Origin of the sequence: Microbacterium sp. NPDC089987, assembly GCF_044748505.1 — a bacterium.
Lineage (GTDB): Bacteria > Actinomycetota > Actinomycetes > Actinomycetales > Microbacteriaceae > Microbacterium.
Genome location: NZ_JBIVGE010000001.1, coordinates 992,053 through 1,006,777, shown reverse-complemented (window position 1 = coordinate 1,006,777; position 14,725 = coordinate 992,053). Strand labels below are relative to the sequence as shown.

Annotated in this window: 17 protein-coding genes and 1 tRNA gene; 10 read left to right on the top strand and 8 right to left on the bottom strand. The window is 68.0% G+C overall.

Annotation, left to right across the window (positions count from 1 at the left end; translation table 11 throughout):
• Positions 1-51: 51 nt before the first annotated feature.
• A complete protein-coding gene (locus ACIPV2_RS04655) occupies positions 52-1,275 on the bottom strand; it encodes an MFS transporter (protein ID WP_400838932.1) in 1,224 nt (407 codons plus the stop codon).
• Positions 1,276-1,409: 134 nt separating this feature from the next.
• Between ACIPV2_RS04655 and ACIPV2_RS04650 the strand changes: the two genes are divergently transcribed.
• Positions 1,410-1,688 carry a hypothetical protein gene (locus ACIPV2_RS04650; RefSeq protein WP_400838930.1) on the top strand — a complete coding sequence of 93 codons (279 nt, stop codon included), beginning with the start codon at positions 1,410-1,412 and terminating at the stop codon, positions 1,686-1,688.
• A gap of 21 nt (positions 1,689-1,709) precedes the next feature.
• Here ACIPV2_RS04650 and ACIPV2_RS04645 read toward each other — a convergent pair whose 3' ends face one another.
• The 3 genes from ACIPV2_RS04645 to ACIPV2_RS04635 are packed head-to-tail and all read right to left on the bottom strand — an operon-like array spanning position 1,710 to position 4,428.
• The gene (locus ACIPV2_RS04645) at positions 1,710-2,906 is read right to left on the bottom strand and encodes an acetyl-CoA C-acetyltransferase (protein ID WP_400838928.1); all 1,197 of its coding nucleotides are present in this window, start codon (positions 2,904-2,906) and stop codon (positions 1,710-1,712) included.
• Positions 2,903-3,556, bottom strand: a complete 654-nt coding sequence (locus ACIPV2_RS04640) for a CoA transferase subunit B (protein WP_400838926.1) — start codon at positions 3,554-3,556, stop codon at positions 2,903-2,905. Before ACIPV2_RS04640 ends, ACIPV2_RS04645 begins: the two co-directional genes overlap by 4 nt.
• Before the next feature lie 2 nt (positions 3,557-3,558).
• On the bottom strand, positions 3,559-4,428 hold the full coding sequence (locus ACIPV2_RS04635; RefSeq protein WP_400838925.1) for a CoA transferase subunit A: 870 nt from the start codon (positions 4,426-4,428) through the stop codon (positions 3,559-3,561).
• A gap of 102 nt (positions 4,429-4,530) precedes the next feature.
• Between ACIPV2_RS04635 and ACIPV2_RS04630 the strand changes: the two genes are divergently transcribed.
• From ACIPV2_RS04630 to ACIPV2_RS04620, 3 genes are read left to right on the top strand one after another with little or no spacing between them, the layout of a single operon-like run.
• Entirely contained in the window at positions 4,531-5,334 is an 804-nt protein-coding gene (locus tag ACIPV2_RS04630; protein WP_400838923.1) for an IclR family transcriptional regulator, read from the top strand.
• 26 nt (positions 5,335-5,360) lie between these two features.
• The gene (locus ACIPV2_RS04625) at positions 5,361-5,807 is read left to right on the top strand and encodes a MarR family winged helix-turn-helix transcriptional regulator (protein ID WP_400838922.1); all 447 of its coding nucleotides are present in this window, start codon (positions 5,361-5,363) and stop codon (positions 5,805-5,807) included.
• Complete coding sequence (locus ACIPV2_RS04620) at positions 5,804-7,030, top strand: MFS transporter (protein ID WP_400838920.1); 1,227 nt, start codon at positions 5,804-5,806, stop codon at positions 7,028-7,030. The genes ACIPV2_RS04625 and ACIPV2_RS04620 overlap by 4 nt, the downstream gene beginning before the upstream one ends.
• 32 nt (positions 7,031-7,062) lie before the next feature.
• Here ACIPV2_RS04620 and ACIPV2_RS04615 read toward each other — a convergent pair whose 3' ends face one another.
• A complete protein-coding gene (locus ACIPV2_RS04615) occupies positions 7,063-7,548 on the bottom strand; it encodes a hypothetical protein (protein ID WP_400838918.1) in 486 nt (161 codons plus the stop codon).
• Between the two features lie 99 nt (positions 7,549-7,647).
• On the opposite strand from ACIPV2_RS04615, the gene ACIPV2_RS04610 reads away from it, so the two are divergent.
• The 5 genes from ACIPV2_RS04610 to ACIPV2_RS04590 all read left to right on the top strand — a co-directional run bounded on the left by ACIPV2_RS04610 (position 7,648) and on the right by ACIPV2_RS04590 (position 10,871).
• A complete protein-coding gene (locus ACIPV2_RS04610; RefSeq protein WP_400838916.1) occupies positions 7,648-8,736 on the top strand; it encodes an LOG family protein in 1,089 nt (362 codons plus the stop codon).
• A 93-nt stretch (positions 8,737-8,829) separates the two neighbouring features.
• Positions 8,830-8,902, top strand: a tRNA-Lys gene (locus ACIPV2_RS04605).
• A gap of 86 nt (positions 8,903-8,988) precedes the next feature.
• Positions 8,989-9,357 carry a hypothetical protein gene (locus ACIPV2_RS04600; RefSeq protein ID WP_101186412.1) on the top strand — a complete coding sequence of 123 codons (369 nt, stop codon included), beginning with the start codon at positions 8,989-8,991 and terminating at the stop codon, positions 9,355-9,357.
• A 100-nt stretch (positions 9,358-9,457) separates the two neighbouring features.
• Positions 9,458-10,267 carry an inositol monophosphatase family protein gene (locus tag ACIPV2_RS04595; protein WP_400838914.1) on the top strand — a complete coding sequence of 270 codons (810 nt, stop codon included), beginning with the start codon at positions 9,458-9,460 and terminating at the stop codon, positions 10,265-10,267.
• A 34-nt stretch (positions 10,268-10,301) separates the two neighbouring features.
• A complete protein-coding gene (locus ACIPV2_RS04590) occupies positions 10,302-10,871 on the top strand; it encodes a hypothetical protein (RefSeq protein ID WP_400838912.1) in 570 nt (189 codons plus the stop codon).
• Between the two features lie 48 nt (positions 10,872-10,919).
• Here ACIPV2_RS04590 and ACIPV2_RS04585 read toward each other — a convergent pair whose 3' ends face one another.
• A complete protein-coding gene (locus ACIPV2_RS04585; RefSeq protein ID WP_101187003.1) occupies positions 10,920-11,117 on the bottom strand; it encodes a hypothetical protein in 198 nt (65 codons plus the stop codon).
• A gap of 117 nt (positions 11,118-11,234) precedes the next feature.
• On the opposite strand from ACIPV2_RS04585, the gene ACIPV2_RS04580 reads away from it, so the two are divergent.
• Positions 11,235-11,840, top strand: coding sequence for a TetR/AcrR family transcriptional regulator (locus tag ACIPV2_RS04580; protein ID WP_400838910.1), 606 nt, complete (start codon positions 11,235-11,237; stop codon positions 11,838-11,840).
• A 200-nt stretch (positions 11,841-12,040) separates the two neighbouring features.
• On the opposite strand, the gene ACIPV2_RS04575 is transcribed toward ACIPV2_RS04580, so the two are convergent.
• Together ACIPV2_RS04575 and ACIPV2_RS04570 are read right to left on the bottom strand one after the other, a co-directional pair.
• Positions 12,041-13,060, bottom strand: coding sequence for a DUF4041 domain-containing protein (locus tag ACIPV2_RS04575; protein ID WP_400838908.1), 1,020 nt, complete (start codon positions 13,058-13,060; stop codon positions 12,041-12,043).
• Between the two features lie 284 nt (positions 13,061-13,344).
• Complete coding sequence (locus tag ACIPV2_RS04570) at positions 13,345-14,601, bottom strand: hypothetical protein (protein ID WP_400838906.1); 1,257 nt, start codon at positions 14,599-14,601, stop codon at positions 13,345-13,347.
• Between the last annotated feature and the right edge of the window lie 124 nt (positions 14,602-14,725).

The following is a 14,725-nucleotide window of genomic DNA, read 5'->3' as shown; positions in this document are numbered from 1 at the left end:
CCCAGGCTACCCACGACCGCAGCGAGGGTTACGGGGGTTGACGCGTCGACGTCAGCGCTGCACGGGGCTGATCAGGCGATTGACGACGCCGGCGAGCAGCACGATCGACGCGGCGACCAGCGGCAGGACGAGCGCGAGCTGCGTCCCGGCGCTCTCGGCGATCGCACCGGTGCCGGCGGCCGCAGCCGCCTGCCCGACGACGATGCCCGAGCCGAGCATCGTCATCACGGTCGCCGAGCGCCCGAGCGGACTCCGCGCGGCGCCGAGACTGTACTGCGTGACGATGGTCGGCCCGACGCCGATGCCCACCAGCGCGAGAGCGATGATCATCGCCGTCACCGATTCTGCCGTCGCGAAGAGCACGGAGCCCGCCACGAGGATCGTCGCGAACACGATCCAGCGGGCGTGCAGCGTGAACCGCGGCGGCAGCCACGCGACGGCGAGCGCGAGCACCGCTGATCCGACGCCCATCACCCCGTACAGGAGCCCCGCCTGCTCGGCGGCGCCACGGTCGGCCATGAATGAGGTCAGCGCGGTGAGGGCAGCACCGAAGAACAGCCCGATGCCGAAGATCCCGATCACCACGACGAGCAGGGCGGGCCGGAACAGCTCCCGCACCGACGACGGCGCACGGCCGTGGGAGTCGCGCTCGACGGAGACGTGGCGTCCGGTGGGGTGCAGGGCGAAGGCACCGACGAAGAGCAGCGTCAGCGCCGACGCGATCGCGATGGGCGCCCAGGGGGCGATGAACGAGGCGAGGATGCCGACGAGGAAGGGACCGAACACGAACACGGTCTCGTCGGCCGCCGACTCGTACGACATGGTCGCCGAGGTCGTACGGGCGCGCTGCATCTCGGGCATCCGCTCGGCGATGATCGTGACGAGCCGGGAACGCGACATCGGCGAGACCTGCGGTGCGGTCGCGCCGATGGTGAAGGCCGATGCCAGCACGATGACGTCAGCCGCCGGGGCGTAGACGATCAGAGCGAAGACGGCGAGCATGGCCGCGTTCAGGACGCCGCAGAGCAGCAGCACGGGTCGCTGACCCCACCGGTCGGCCGCGGCGCCGAGGAAGGGACCGACCAGTGCGGTGCCCAGTCCGACCGCTGCGGAGGTGAGCCCGCCGAGGCTCAGCGATCCGCGCACGGTCACGACCATGGTCAGCACGCCGACGACCATCATGGCGAACGGCAGTCGCGCGATGAACGCGATCACGAAATACGGGATGCCGGTCAGGCGCAGCAGGCTCGGCGAAGAGGCGGTGATCTGTGTCATGTGGCTCTCACGCGTCAGGGGACGCGGGTCAGGTGCCGCCGTTGTCCGCCGGGATGCCGGCGGCCGGTAGATACACAGCAGGATCTGCTGTCAACCCTACCCGAGCACCCGGTGCCCTCGGATAGCGTGGGGGCATGCGCTATCTCCTTCGCACCGGACTCTTCAGCGCCATCTCCACGGGGTGGACCCTGCTGCGCGGTTCGCGCGGTCAGAAGTTCACGTGGCGGGCGATCCTCGCCTGGGCGAGCTGGGCGATCACGTTCTCACTCGCTATCGGCGCGGTGAAGGACATGCGCCGCCTCGACAAGGGACTCCCCGTCTCAGCCGACTCGCCGTTCGCGCCCAAGCCCGACAAGAAGGAGCTGCGCGAGAAGCGCCGCGACGAGGTCAAGCGCCTCTCGAAGCAGCGCTGATCCCGTCGCGGCGACGCCTGCTCAGCGGGTGAGGATCAGCGCCTCGCCCTGACCGCCTCCGCCGCACAGTGCGGCGACGGCGGTCCCTGATCTGCGCTTGGCGAGCTCATGCGCCAGGTGCACGACCAGGCGCGTTCCGCTCGCACCGATCGGATGCCCGATGGCGATGCCGCCGCCGTGCACGTTGACGATGTCGCTCGACAGTCCGAGCTCCTGCTGCGAGCGCGCGACGACCGCACCGAATGCCTCGTTGATCTCGACGATGTCGAGCTGCTCGGCGGTGATGCCCTGCTTCTCGAGCGCCCGCTCGATCGCACGCGCCGGCTGCGCCTGCAGCGAGTTGTCGGGCCCTGCTGTCTGCCCGTTCGCTCCGATGACGGCGAGCACCGGCCACCCCTGGGCGTCGGCGTTCTCGCGGGTCGTCACGATGACGGCCGAGGCCCCGTCGGAGATCTGCGACGCGTTGCCCGCGGTGATGGTGCCGCCCTCGGCGAAGGCAGGCCGCAGCCCCGCGAGCGACTCGACGGTCGTGTCGGGGCGGACGCCCTCGTCCTTGGCCAGTACAACCGGTCCCTGAGCCTGTCGAGCGGCGCCCTTGCGCTGCGGCACCGTCACCTCGACGATCTCTGCGTCGAAGACACCGGCGGCCTGGGCGGCCGCCGCGCGCTGGTGAGACAGCGCGGCGACGGTGTCCTGGATCTCTCGGGTCAGCTCGAAGCGGGGGTTGTGCCGCTCGGTCGACGCGCCCATGCTCTCGCGGTCGTAGGCGTCGGTGAGGCCGTCATGGGCCATGTGATCGAGCACCTCGACGCTGCCGTAGGTCCATCCGTCCCGTGAGCCCATCAGCAGATGCGGCGCGCGCGTCATCGACTCCATGCCTCCGGCGACGACAGTGGTCGCGTCCCCGGTGCGGATCATGCGCGCGGCGTCGATGATGGCCGTGAGGCCCGAGAGGCAGACCTTGTTGACCGAGCTCGCCGGCACGTCCCAGCCGATGCCGGCGCCGATCGCCGCCTGGCGGGCGGCGTTCTGACCGGATCCTGCGGCGAGCACCTGTCCCATGATGACCGCGTCGATGGCATCCGGTGCGACAGAGGCCTGCTCGAGGGCGCCGCGGATCGCGAGCGCGCCCAGCTGCGGTGCGGTGAACGCCGCCAGCTGCCCCTTCAGTCGTCCCTGCGGGGTGCGGGCGGCGGCGACGATGACGATGTCGCTCATGAGTTCTCCTTCAGGTTCTCTGCGATGTTCAGTTCGGGTTCGGTGGCGTCGATGACGTCCTGCACGCTCACGCCCGGTGCGGTCTCGACGAGCACGAGCCCGTCGTCGGTGACGTCGATGACCGCGAGGTCGGTGATGATCCGGTCGACCACTCCCCTGCCGGTGAGCGGCAGGGAGCAGTCGTTCACGATCTTCGCCGAGCCGTCCTTCGCGACGTGCTCCATGAGCACGATGACGCGACGAGCGCCGTGCACGAGGTCCATCGCGCCGCCGGGGCCCTTGACCATCTTGCCCGGGATCATCCAGTTCGCCAGGTCGCCGGTGGCCGACACCTGCATCGCACCGAGGATGGCGGCGTCGATCTTGCCGCCGCGGATCATGCCGAAGCTCGTGGACGAGTCGAAGAAAGCCGCCCCGGGCAGCAGCGTGACCGTCTCCTTGCCGGCGTTGATGAGGTCCGGGTCGACGTTCTCCTCAGTGGGGTACGGCCCCACGCCGAGGATGCCGTTCTCGGACTGCAGCACGACCGTCACGCCGCTCGGAACGTGGTTGGGAACCAGGGTGGGCAGGCCGATGCCGAGGTTGACGTACTCGCCGTCGGCGAGCTCCTGCGCGGCGCGGGCCGCCATCTGGTCGCGGGTGAGCGCCATGATCATCTCTTCCCTTCCTGGGTTCCTGAGCCTGTCGGTTCCTGGGTCCCTGAGCCTGTCGGTTCCTGGGTCCCTGACCTTGTCGGTTCCTGGGTCCCTGAGCCTGTCGAAGGGCGGACGGTGCGGCGCTCGATGCGCTTCTCGATGTCGCTGCCCACCTCGACCACGCGGTGCACGTACACGCCGGGCAGGTGGATGCCGTCGGGGTCGAGCTCTCCCGGCTCGACGAGCTCCTCGACCTGCGCGATGCACACCCGCCCCGCCATCGCGGCGAGCGGGTTGAAGTTGCGCGCGGCCTTGTTGAAGATCAGGTTGCCGTGCCGGTCTCCCTTGAGCGCGTGCACGAGGGCGAAATCGGTCGTGATCGCCTCCTCGAGCACGAAGTCGCGCTGCTCGCCGTGGAAGTCGAAGCTGCGCACGTCCTTCACGGGTGACGCCACGGCGATCGAGCCATCGGCGTTGTACCGCCGCGGCAGCCCTCCCTCGGCGACCTGCGTGCCGACGCCGGTCTGCGTGAAGAAGGCGGCGATCCCCGACCCGCCGGCGCGCAGCTTCTCGGCGAGGGTTCCCTGCGGCGTCAGCTCGAGTTCGAGGTCGCCCTCGAGGAACTGCCGCTCGAACTCCTTGTTCTCGCCGACGTAGGAAGAGGTCATCTTGCGGATCCGCCTCGAGGCGAGCAGGATGCCCAGCCCCCAGTCATCGACGCCGCAGTTGTTGCTGACGACGCTGAGTTCACCGGTGCCCTGCGCGTGCAGCGCCTCGATGAGATTCATGGGGTTGCCGGAGAGACCGAAGCCGCCGACGGCGAGCGACGCACCGTCGGGGATGTCAGCGACGGCTTCGGCCGCGGATGCGAATTGCTTGTCGATCAAGACCACTCCTTCGTGTGCGGTGCTCCCAGCATCCGCCCGCCCGGCGCGACCGGGCAAGGCGATGCTTGCGATGTGGTCGCAGGGCGGACTAGCGTCCACATTGTGGAACCTCAGGGCAATTCGCGTCGCACCGTGCCGGGTGCCCAGTCCGTCGCGCGGGCAGCAGCTCTGCTGCGCCTGGTCTCGGCATCGGCCGACGGTGCGCCGCTCCAGTCGCTGGCCCGCCATGCCGATCTCAGTCGCTCGACGGCGCACCGCCTGCTCACCGCACTGCGCGCCGAGGGGCTCGTCGATCAGGATCCCGCGACCGCCCGCTGGATGCCCGGACCGGAGCTGTATCTGATGGGAACCGTGGCAGCCGCGCGGTACGACATCACCGAGCTGTCTCGCGACATCGTGCGCTCCCTCGCCGTGAAGACGGAGGAGAGCGCCTTCCTGTCCACCCGGCGCGCCGATGAGACCGTGTGCCTCGTTCGGGAAGAGGGATCGTTCCCCATCCGCTCGTTCGTGCTGAGCGAGGGCGTGCGCTTTCCCCTCGGTGTCGCGAGCGCAGGGCTCGCCATCCTCGCCTTCCTTCCCGACCACGATGTGGATGCCTATCTCGAACGGCATCCGGAGCTCGAGGACCGGTGGGGCACGGTGCACGGCGACGCGCCGCTGCGGCGCCGGCTGCACGAGACGAAGGCCCGCGGCTATTCGGTCAATCCCGGCCTGATCGTCGAGGGATCGTGGGGCATGGCCGCCGCGGTGTTCGACCGCGAGGGCCGGCCGGAATGGGCGCTCAGCATCACCGGTGTCGAGTTCCGCTTCGCGCCGGACCGGCTTCCGCAGCTCGGTCGCACCCTGCTCGCACACGCTCATCAGCTCTCATCGCGGGTCGCAGGCAGTCGACACAGAACCGGTTAGATACCAGCGGGTATATACTTGCAGGTATGCATGAGTCCGAAGCGATCACCGCGATCGTGCTCGCCGCGCACGCGCTGGCCCGGATCGCGGCGCATGACGCCGGGAACGAGGCCCCGTCCGCGCAGTGGCGTGCCCTCAGCATCCTCGACCAGCGGGGCGCAATGCGCCTCGGCGCCCTGGCATCCGCCGCCCGCACCACTCAGCCGGGCATGACTCGGCTGGTCGGCACTCTCGAGCACGCCGGCCTCGTCGAGCGCACCACCGACCCCACTGACTCCCGAGCCACGGTCGTGGACGCGACGGCGGCCGGCATCCGCGCCCTCGACGAATGGCGCACCGAGCTGGGCACCACTCTCGCCCCGCGCTTCGACCGCCTCAGCGATGACGACTGGCGTGCGATCGAACGCACCGCTGCCATCCTCGGCGAGCGCGCACAGAGCACATCAGACGACACGACAGGAGCACACGAATGAGCGGATCACCACAGGGATCGATCTGGCGGCAGCCGGCACAGGTGTGGGCGGTCGCGTTCGCCTGCGTCGTCGCGTTCATGGGCATCGGCCTGGTCGATCCGATCCTTCCCGCCATCGCCGAGTCCCTCGAGGCCTCTCCCGTCGAGACCGAGCTGCTGTTCACCAGCTACCTGCTGGTCACCGGCCTCGCCATGCTCATCACCAGCTGGATCTCCAGCCGCATCGGTGCCAAGGCGACTCTGCTGGTCGGCCTCGGCCTCATCGTGGCGTTCGCACTGCTGTGTGCGGTGAGCGGCAGCGTCGACTGGGTGATCGGGTTCCGTGCCGGCTGGGGTCTGGGCAACGCCCTCTTCATCTCCACCGCCCTGGCGACCATCGTCGGTGCGGCTGCCGGAGGCAGCGGCTCGGCCATCGTGCTCTACGAGGCCGCGCTCGGCCTCGGCATCGCCGTCGGCCCGCTGCTCGGCGGATTGCTGGGCGAGCTCAGCTGGCGTGGCCCTTTCTTCGGCGTCGTCGCACTGATGGCGATCGGCTTCATCGCCGTGCTCACACTCGTGCGCACCGACGGCGAGCGCCGCGAGCCGATGCCGTTCTCCGCGCCGTTCCGCGCTCTTCGCCGGCCCGCACTCGCCGTGCTCGCCGTCACCGCCCTGTTCTACAACATCGGCTTCTTCGTGCTGCTGGCGTTCTCGCCCTTCCCGCTCGGCTTCGGAGCCATGGGCATCGGACTGACCTTCTTCGGGTGGGGTCTCGCCCTCGCCGTGACGAGCGTCTGGGTTGCACCCGCTCTGATGCGCCGCACCTCGCGCACATCGATCATCCTCGCCACGCTGCCCCTGCTCGCCGTCGATCTCATCGCGGCCGGACTGGTCGTCGCCGATCCTGCCGCTCTGGTGGTGTGCATCGTCGTGGGCGGCCTGCTGCTGGGTGTGATGAACACCGTCCTCACCGAGGCCGTGATGGAGGCCACCGACCTGCCCCGCTCCGTCGCCTCGTCGGCCTACTCAGCGGTTCGCTTCCTCGGCGGCGCGATGGCACCGCCGGTGGCCGCCGCTCTGGCCAACGCGTACGGCGACACGGTGCCCTACCTGTTCGCCGCAGGCGCGGTGCTGCTCGCCGCTCTGACGGTGCTTCTCGGTCGTCGCGCTCTTGCCCACATCGACGATCCCGCCGAGGGCGAGGCCGAAGATGCGGCGGCTGTCCTCATCGGCGACGCCGCCTGAGCGGCATCCGGATGGATCGGCGGCCGCGGTGATCACTCGACCATCAGGTCGTCGATCTCGAGATCCTCATCGAGCAGGCAGTAGATGATCAGGTCGGGGTACTCCTCCGGCGCGATGAAGAGCAGCGTGATCCCGCCGTCGCCGAACACGATCACACCGTCGAGGGCGATGTCCTCCTTCAGCGCGGACAGCGCCTCGGCCATGTCGACCTCGTCGTCGTCGTCCTCGTAGGCTGCCTCGGTGAGCTCTTCGACGACCTCTAGCTCGCGTGCCTCGAGGATCTCCTCGGTGAGCCGTGCCAGAGCGTGCGTCACGGTCTCCTGCATCGCGTCGAGGTCGGGCAGATCCTCCCGCTCGACGGGCTCGTCGTCCTCGTCGCCCTTGTCCTCGTCCTCGTCGTCGTAGTCGAACTCCTCATCGAATTCGTACTCGACTGTGACGCGTCGCCCTCCGGGCAGTTCCACGGACGCGGTGAGCGCGCCGTCCTCATCGGTGTCGATGTCATCGAGATCGATCATGAGAGCCACCTCCTGTCCGCCATGTTCTCACCGGTGCGCCCGAGACGGAAGAGCCGGACTCGACGCGGTGCGGCTGCGGCGCTGTTCTAGGGTCGTCACATGAGAAGAACGCGCGGACGAGTCGTCGATGTCGACACGCTCGAGGACTTCGACCGCCGTCTCGCCGAAGGCGTCCGTTCGCTCTCCGGCTGGCGGATGCGCGCCCTCGACCTCACCGAGCGCGGCAGCGCGCTGCGGTCGGTCGACGTCACCGGATCCCTGTTCCTGGGCTGCCGCCTGACCCTCGCCGACGAGTCGTCGGTGCGTGCCCGGGGCGCTGTCGTGTTCCCCGCACTCCCGGGCATCCCGATCGACACCTACCGCACCACCCTGTACACGCCGGCGGATCTCTTCGGGACCGCCGACTACCACGACAGCCTCGACGCGCGCACCTACGCCTGGTCGAAGCACGAGACGTCAAGGGATGCCGCACTCGCGAAGTCGCTGCACGATCACGCCATCGATCTCGCGCTCTCGGAGTGGGTGTCAGGCAGGAGCCTCGTCGGCGTCATGGGCGGACACGGCGTGATGCGCGGCAGCCGCGACTACGCCGACGGCGTCGAACTCGGACAGCGTCTCTCTCAGACCCTCGCGGTCGCGACCGGCGGCGGCCCCGGTGCGATGGAGGCCGTCAACCTCGGCGGGTATCTCGCCGATCGAGGAGCGGATGCTCGCGAGCAGGCACTCATGATGCTCGCCGCCGTGCCGAACTTCACGCCCAGCATCGCCGCATGGGCCGACGCGGCGTTCGCCGTGCGGCGGGAGTTCCCCGATGGCGGCGAATCCCTCGGCATCCCGACCTGGCACTACGGGCACGAGCCGCCGAATCCGTTCGCCAGCGTGATCGCCAAGTACTTCCGCAACGCGCAACGCGAGGCGATCCTGCTGGAGGTGTGCCAGGCGGGCATCGTGTTCCTGCCCGGAGCAGGCGGAACAGTGCAGGAGATCTTCCAGGACGCGTGCGAGAACTACTACGCCGACGAGTCGTCCGTCGCGCCGATGATCCTCGTCGGACGCGAGTACTGGACCGAGCAGTATCCCGCCTGGCCGCTGCTGACCGCGCTCGCCGCAGGTCGGCCGATGGAGCACCATGTGCACCTCGTCGACACCGTGCAGGAGGCGGCCGAGCTGGCATCCGCAGGCGCATGATGCCGCAACCCGCCCGGCTGACCAGTGCGATTTGGCGCGACCCCCGGCCGCTGGTAATGTAATTCCTCGGCCGGGGAAATCTTCCCGGGCCACGCACCTCTAGCTCAATCGGCAGAGCAACTGACTCTTAATCAGTGGGTTCAGGGTTCAAGTCCCTGGGGGTGCACGGATCAGCTCCGGAAACTCTCGCCAGTTTCCGGGGCTTTTCTGCTTTCGCGCCTCGCCGCGTGATCCGGCACGTAGAGTTCCGGCATGGAGATCACGCCCGACGTCGTCGTCACCCTGCGCCCCGATGAGGTGTTCGTCTTCGGCAGCAACGCGGCCGGGCAGCACGGCGGCGGCGCCGCCCGTGTCGCCTACGAGAAGTTCGGCGCGGTGTGGGGCGAAGGACACGGCCTGCACGGCCAGAGCTATGCCATCGACACGATGAGCGGCCTCGGCGTCCTCGCGCGTGAAGCGCGTGCCTTCGTCGAGTTCGCGGCCGAGCATCCGGACCTCCGCTTCCTGCTGACCCCGGTCGGATGCGGCATCGCCGGGTACACGCCCGAGCAGGTCGCGCCGCTGTTCGCGGGCGTCCCCGACAACGTCGCCGTCCCCTCCTCCTTCGTGCCGTATCTTTGAGGCTCCCGGGCCGTACCTCGCCCGCCCGAAGGTCCGTTTCGTGTCTGGACCGATATCCTGCGGGCCGGTTCGGCCGAGGAGCCGCGCTTATCCTGGATAGGTGACCGACACCCGCGACGACGCCGACCTCGCTGCCGATCTCGCGCTCGCTCTGCGGCTGGCAGACGCGGCGGACGCACAGTCACTCCCCCGGTTCGACGCCGCCGATCTGCAGGTCTCCCGCAAGGCGGACCGCTCGCACGTGACCGATGCCGACCTCGCCACGGAGCGCGCGATCCGCGAGCTGCTGGCCGCTGAGCGCCCCGCCGACGGTATCTTCGGCGAGGAGTATGGCGCCGAGGGCGACACCCACCGACAGTGGATCATCGACCCGATCGACGGCACCGCGAACTTCCTGCGCGGCGTGCCGCTGTGGGGCACGATGATCGCCCTCGCGATCGACGGGGTTCCCCGCGTCGGCGTGGTCAGCATGCCCGCGCTGTCGCGCCGCTGGTGGGCGGCTGACGCTCTCGGTGCGTGGACGAACACCGCCGACGCTCCACGTCGCGTGTCGGTGTCCGGTGTCGACACGCTCGACGACGCGAGCGTCAGCTTTCAGAGCATCGGGCAGTGGGCCGACGCCGGCAGGCTCCCCGAGCTCCACGCCGTCGCCGACCGGGTCTGGCGCGACCGGGCGTACGGCGACGTGTACAGCTACATGCTGCTCGCTGAGGGCCGCATCGACATGGTGGCCGAGTTCGACGTCAAGGAGTACGACATCGCCGCGGCCGTGGCGATCGTCCGAGAGGCCGGCGGCCGGATGAGCGCCTTCGACGGAACCGAGACCCTGTCGGCGCTGTCCACGCTCGCCACCAACGGCATCCTGCACGACCCCTTCCTGTCCCTGTTCCGCGACGCGCGACTCCCCTGAGCGCCGCGGCCCCTCCCCTCTCCCCGGATCCCCTATGAGCCCCCGCACTCCCCTCGCGTTCAGCGCGCTCGCAGCCGTTCTGCTGCTGGCGTCCTGCGCTGCCGCCGACCCCTCGCCCACACCGTCATCGTCCGGTTCGTCCGTGAGCGCCGAACCGACGACCGCCGTGACGACGACCCCGGTCGACGAGACACCGACGCCCGGAGCCGAGCCCACCTGCAAGACGATCATCACCCCGGGCACCGTCGACGCGCTGACCGACCAGGGGTGGACCGCGAAGCAGGAAGAGCTGCGCATCGGGGAGACGCTGGTCGAAGACGGCCTGCTGTGCATGTGGGCCGACTTCAGCACGGCATCCGACCACGGCCAGATGTACGGGTGGGGCACGCTCGACGCGCGCACCTCCGACGTCACTCAGTCGCATCTGAAGCGAGACGGCTGGCTGCGCTCGACCGAAGGTGACGTGGTGTACTTCACCGAGGACCCCGCGTACGCCATCGCGACCGACGACGACGGCTTCGGCATGACCTACGAGTTCGGCGAGGGCTGGGTGAAGTTCGCAGACACGAAACAGGGCCTGCTGCTCATCGACTGGAAGGGATGAGCGAACAGGCCCGCAGAGGAAGGCGCCGCCCGCGAGCGGCGCCTGCCGTCACTTCTGGCGCTGGCCCCAGTTGTCGGTGCGGCGGGTCGCCGAGCCGCGCTGGCGCATGACCCAGGCCATCGCCAGGCTGACGAGGATGATGCCGGCGCTGAACGCCACACCCTGCCATGCCGGCATCTCCCATGCGGCGCCGAGAAGCCACATACCGCCCAGGAACAGCACGAGGAACACGATGAAGTCGACCATGTCGAAGCCTTTCCGATCGTCGGATTACCTTCCCAGCTTACCGGTCTGATCGCCGGCTCCGCGGCCCCACCCGACGGGACCGCACGGCTAGAGTCGAGGGATGCTGAGGACCCGCCCGTGACCGCGACGACCGATCGTCCCGCGCGTCGCGGGCGCCCGGGGCACGACCGCGCAGATGTCATCCGTGTAGGGGTCCAGCTGTTCAATGAGCAGGGCTATGACGCCACGTCTGTCTCGGACCTGACCACTCGTCTCGGGGTCACGAAGTCCGCGCTGTACCACCACGTCGACTCGAAGGAGCAGATCCTCCAGATCGCCCTCGACGACGCCCTCGGTGCGCTGGAGGATGCCCTGGATGCTGCGCTCGAGCATCCCACCGCTGACGCACGGCTCACAGCCATCGTCGACGGCGCCGTGCGGGTGCTGACCGAGCGGCAGCCGCAGGTGACACTGCTGCTGCGCCTGCGCGGCAACAGCGTCATCGAGCTCGCGGCTCTCGAGCGCCGACGTCGCTTCGATCACACGGTCACCGGTCTGGTGCGACAGGCGCAGGCGGAGGGATTCGTGAGAGCGGATCTGGATGCCGGTGTCGCCACGCGCCTGATCTTCGGCATGATCAACTCGGTCGTCGAGTGGTACCGTCCGGACGGCCCGGTGGATCCGGAGCTGCTGCGCGCAGAGATCCGCGCGGTCGCGCTCGACGGGCTGCGCCCACGGGCGTGACCCCCAAGCGCGTGACGCTCGAGGGCGCGACGCTTCAGGGTTGATATTCCACAGTGACCGCGGTTGTGGAGCTGGGGGAATCGAACTATGCCGATCGAGTTTCCGCTCGGTCCTGTCTGATTGGAAACCGTGGAATCACGGGATCTTCGAGAGTTGGTGTTCCTGAGGTCAGGACGCCCAATCTGGGGCGATTGTGAGTGTCAGCCAACCGGCCATGAACCCACTGATTGCCGGTACTCCGTCGCTTCCACATCCTCGTTGAACTCGAGAATATTCCCCACCTTCTGAAGAAGGACCTCGCGGACTTCGGAAGGCGTTGCGAAGAAGAACTCCTTGCGCGCATTCGCGCGGTTGAGCGCGCGCTCTGCGAAGTGTCGGTGCAGTTCCGCCTCGAGGGTGACAGCGTCTTCGGAGAAGAACAGCGTGTGGGTGTCGAAGCGGAAGGGGACGGATGCTCCCCCGAGTTCCAAGATTCGCTCGCGGGGCTCGAGCCGGCGGGTGAGTCCGATCTTGACGACGTTCTTGCCGAACGCACCCTGGTTGGAGATCACGTAGACGTAGCCCGCGCGGATGTTTGCGGCCCGGTAGTCGTTCTGCTCGATTGCCTGGTCGACCTCCGCGAGGCGTTGCGCGAGCGCAACGTCCGTCCTTCCGCCCTTCTGAAGTGCCGAAAGGGTGTTGACCAGGTGCAGGCGTTCCTTGTCCAGCCGGACCCGCTCTTCCGCAAGCTCCTTCTCGACGCGTTTCTCCTCACGCAATCTCGCACGTTCCTCACGCTCGGCTTCACGCTCCTGTTGCTTCTTCATGAGCCAATCAGCGGTCAGCTCGATCTCCTTGACGCGCAAATCGTGGAAGTCCTCACTGATGCGCATCTCCATCAGATGGCCGAGCTTCGCAATCGCCGTGCGTGACGCTTCCAGCCGACGCCTCGCCGTCTGAACGTTTCCTGCGCGGAGCGTGCGGATCGCATTGTCCGCCTCGGCGTTGTACGCGCGAAGCATGAGCTTGCCGAGATCGTCACTCATCCGCCGACCCTGAGCGAGCGAATTGTTGAAGGTGAACATCTCGGAGCGCACGATCGCGCGTCCCTCCTTCACCACCGCTGCGACCTGCTGCTCGAGCGCCTTCAGTTCGACCTGATAAGCAGCTGCCGACTCGAGGGGATGGTGGTACCGATAGATGCCGACGTCCTGCAAAACTCGAGCATCATCCAGTTCCACGACGTCTCCAGAAGACGCACTCGCCAACCGCTGCTTCAATGCCGCATTCTCGGCTTCGAGGAACGCGAGGCGTCCATCTACCACTGCGGGCGCGAGCTCATCTGAGTGGTTTGCCGAAGATTCGGCGGACGCATCCGCATGTTTTGGCTCGGTCGAGAGCCAGAGTTGCCAACCCGGCGGCGGCTCCGGCCAGGACGGGTCGGGAGTCCACCCCGCTGGCGGGACCCAACCGGACGGCGGCTGCGGCCAACCGGGAGGCGGGTTGAAGGAAAGTCCGGAGGTAGTCATCGAGCTCGACGTACCCCGGCCGTCGCGATCGGTGTCAGAGCGTGAGGGTTCTTGGAGACCGCAGCCCCCAGGTGCTCCAGGGTCGCCGCGGGAACGACTGCCGAAAGATCAATCTTCTCGAACTCCTCCCGCCGAACGGCAACCGCGACCAAGGGGACGTAAACGGGCTGCCCCGTCGCCGGGCTGATCGTCTCCGTACCAAGTTCGAGCGAAACACTCTGGATCAGCGCGCGACGATCAGCTTCGAAGATCTCGTGCATCGAGCGAAGCGCGACGTTGTGAACGAGCGCGGCGTAGCGGTCTTTCGTGTCCTTCTGGGTTGCAGCGACCGGTGTGATCTCGTCCGACGCCTTGGTGTACTTGAAGTGCTTCACCGCCGGAACGATCTCGGGCCCCGGAACCAGAACGCGCACGGTGAGCTCTGCCTGGCTGGGTTCGAACTCGGCCGAATGGGACACCTGCAACCACTCCGGGTACACCGAGTTCGCGAGGACGATTGAAACATACTCTTGGACAGCGTCGACCGTTCCGTAGCCGAGGCCCGCGATCAGCTGGTCGAGAGCCTCGTTCTGCTCAGCAACTTCGCGCTCACGAGCCGAGCTTTCTTCCGCATATCGAGCCTCAGCCGCCGCGAGCTTCTGCGCCCGCTCAGCCTCCGCACGCGCATGGGCTTCGGCCTGCTCAGCGCGGCGTGCAGGCAACGCATCCGACTCTGCCTTCCACGCCCAGTAGTCCGCGGCGTACTTCTCCTCCACCGCCGCGACGGCTTGCTCCTGCTTCTGCTTGCGCCCGAAGAGCCCCTTGACCGGCTCGGGTTCCTGCTTCACCGGAAGTGACGGAGCAGGGATCGGCGCGGGGGCACGGACCGGCACTCGCAGGCCCATCTCAGGGAACGGAGGATGCTGAACGACCACACGGAGAGTCGCCAGGTCAACGAAATCATCGACGTCCAAAGTCGCACTCAGGATCCCATCAAGCTCTCTGAAGCGCGCCTGGAGCTCGGCCGTGGCGTCTTCAGCCTCGGCGACGCGGGCAGCCGCATAGGCCTGAGCTGCTTCACGCTCAAGACGCTTTCGGTCTTGCTCCGATGCTCTCTCAGCGGCTAGACGCGCACGCTCCGCGGCACGTTGAGCAACTTCCGTCCGCCGTGCTGCCTGAGCCTGCTGCCGAAGCGCGGCCTGCTGCCGCTGCTCTGCCAGCTTTGCTTGATGCTGCATCTCTGCAAAGAACCCACGACGACGCGCCACAGTCACTCCCTAGTCAATGCCCGTGAGTATATCGGCGGCCCAGAGATCGGTCCGGATGAACGTAGATGTGCCAGTGTCAACTTGCGTGGCGCAACACCCTGGTGGCTACGCCCCCAAAGTGCGCTCGTCC

Excerpts from the sequence above, each read along its gene's own strand:
- ACIPV2_RS04610 (WP_400838916.1), top strand. The coding sequence starts at position 7,648 with ATGAGAAGAACGCGCGGACGAGTCGTCGATGTCGACACGCTCGAGGAC.
- ACIPV2_RS04640 (WP_400838926.1), bottom strand. The coding sequence starts at position 3,556 with ATGGCGCTCACCCGCGACCAGATGGCGGCCCGCGCCGCGCAGGAGCTC.
- ACIPV2_RS04655 (WP_400838932.1), bottom strand. The coding sequence starts at position 1,275 with ATGACACAGATCACCGCCTCTTCGCCGAGCCTGCTGCGCCTGACCGGC.
- ACIPV2_RS04650 (WP_400838930.1), top strand. The coding sequence starts at position 1,410 with ATGCGCTATCTCCTTCGCACCGGACTCTTCAGCGCCATCTCCACGGGG.
- ACIPV2_RS04585 (WP_101187003.1), bottom strand. The coding sequence starts at position 11,117 with ATGGTCGACTTCATCGTGTTCCTCGTGCTGTTCCTGGGCGGTATGTGG.
- ACIPV2_RS04590 (WP_400838912.1), top strand. The coding sequence starts at position 10,302 with ATGAGCCCCCGCACTCCCCTCGCGTTCAGCGCGCTCGCAGCCGTTCTG.
- ACIPV2_RS04625 (WP_400838922.1), top strand. The coding sequence starts at position 5,361 with ATGCATGAGTCCGAAGCGATCACCGCGATCGTGCTCGCCGCGCACGCG.
- ACIPV2_RS04645 (WP_400838928.1), bottom strand. The coding sequence starts at position 2,906 with ATGAGCGACATCGTCATCGTCGCCGCCGCCCGCACCCCGCAGGGACGA.
- ACIPV2_RS04615 (WP_400838918.1), bottom strand. The coding sequence starts at position 7,548 with ATGATCGATCTCGATGACATCGACACCGATGAGGACGGCGCGCTCACC.
- ACIPV2_RS04600 (WP_101186412.1), top strand. The coding sequence starts at position 8,989 with ATGGAGATCACGCCCGACGTCGTCGTCACCCTGCGCCCCGATGAGGTG.
- ACIPV2_RS04620 (WP_400838920.1), top strand. The coding sequence starts at position 5,804 with ATGAGCGGATCACCACAGGGATCGATCTGGCGGCAGCCGGCACAGGTG.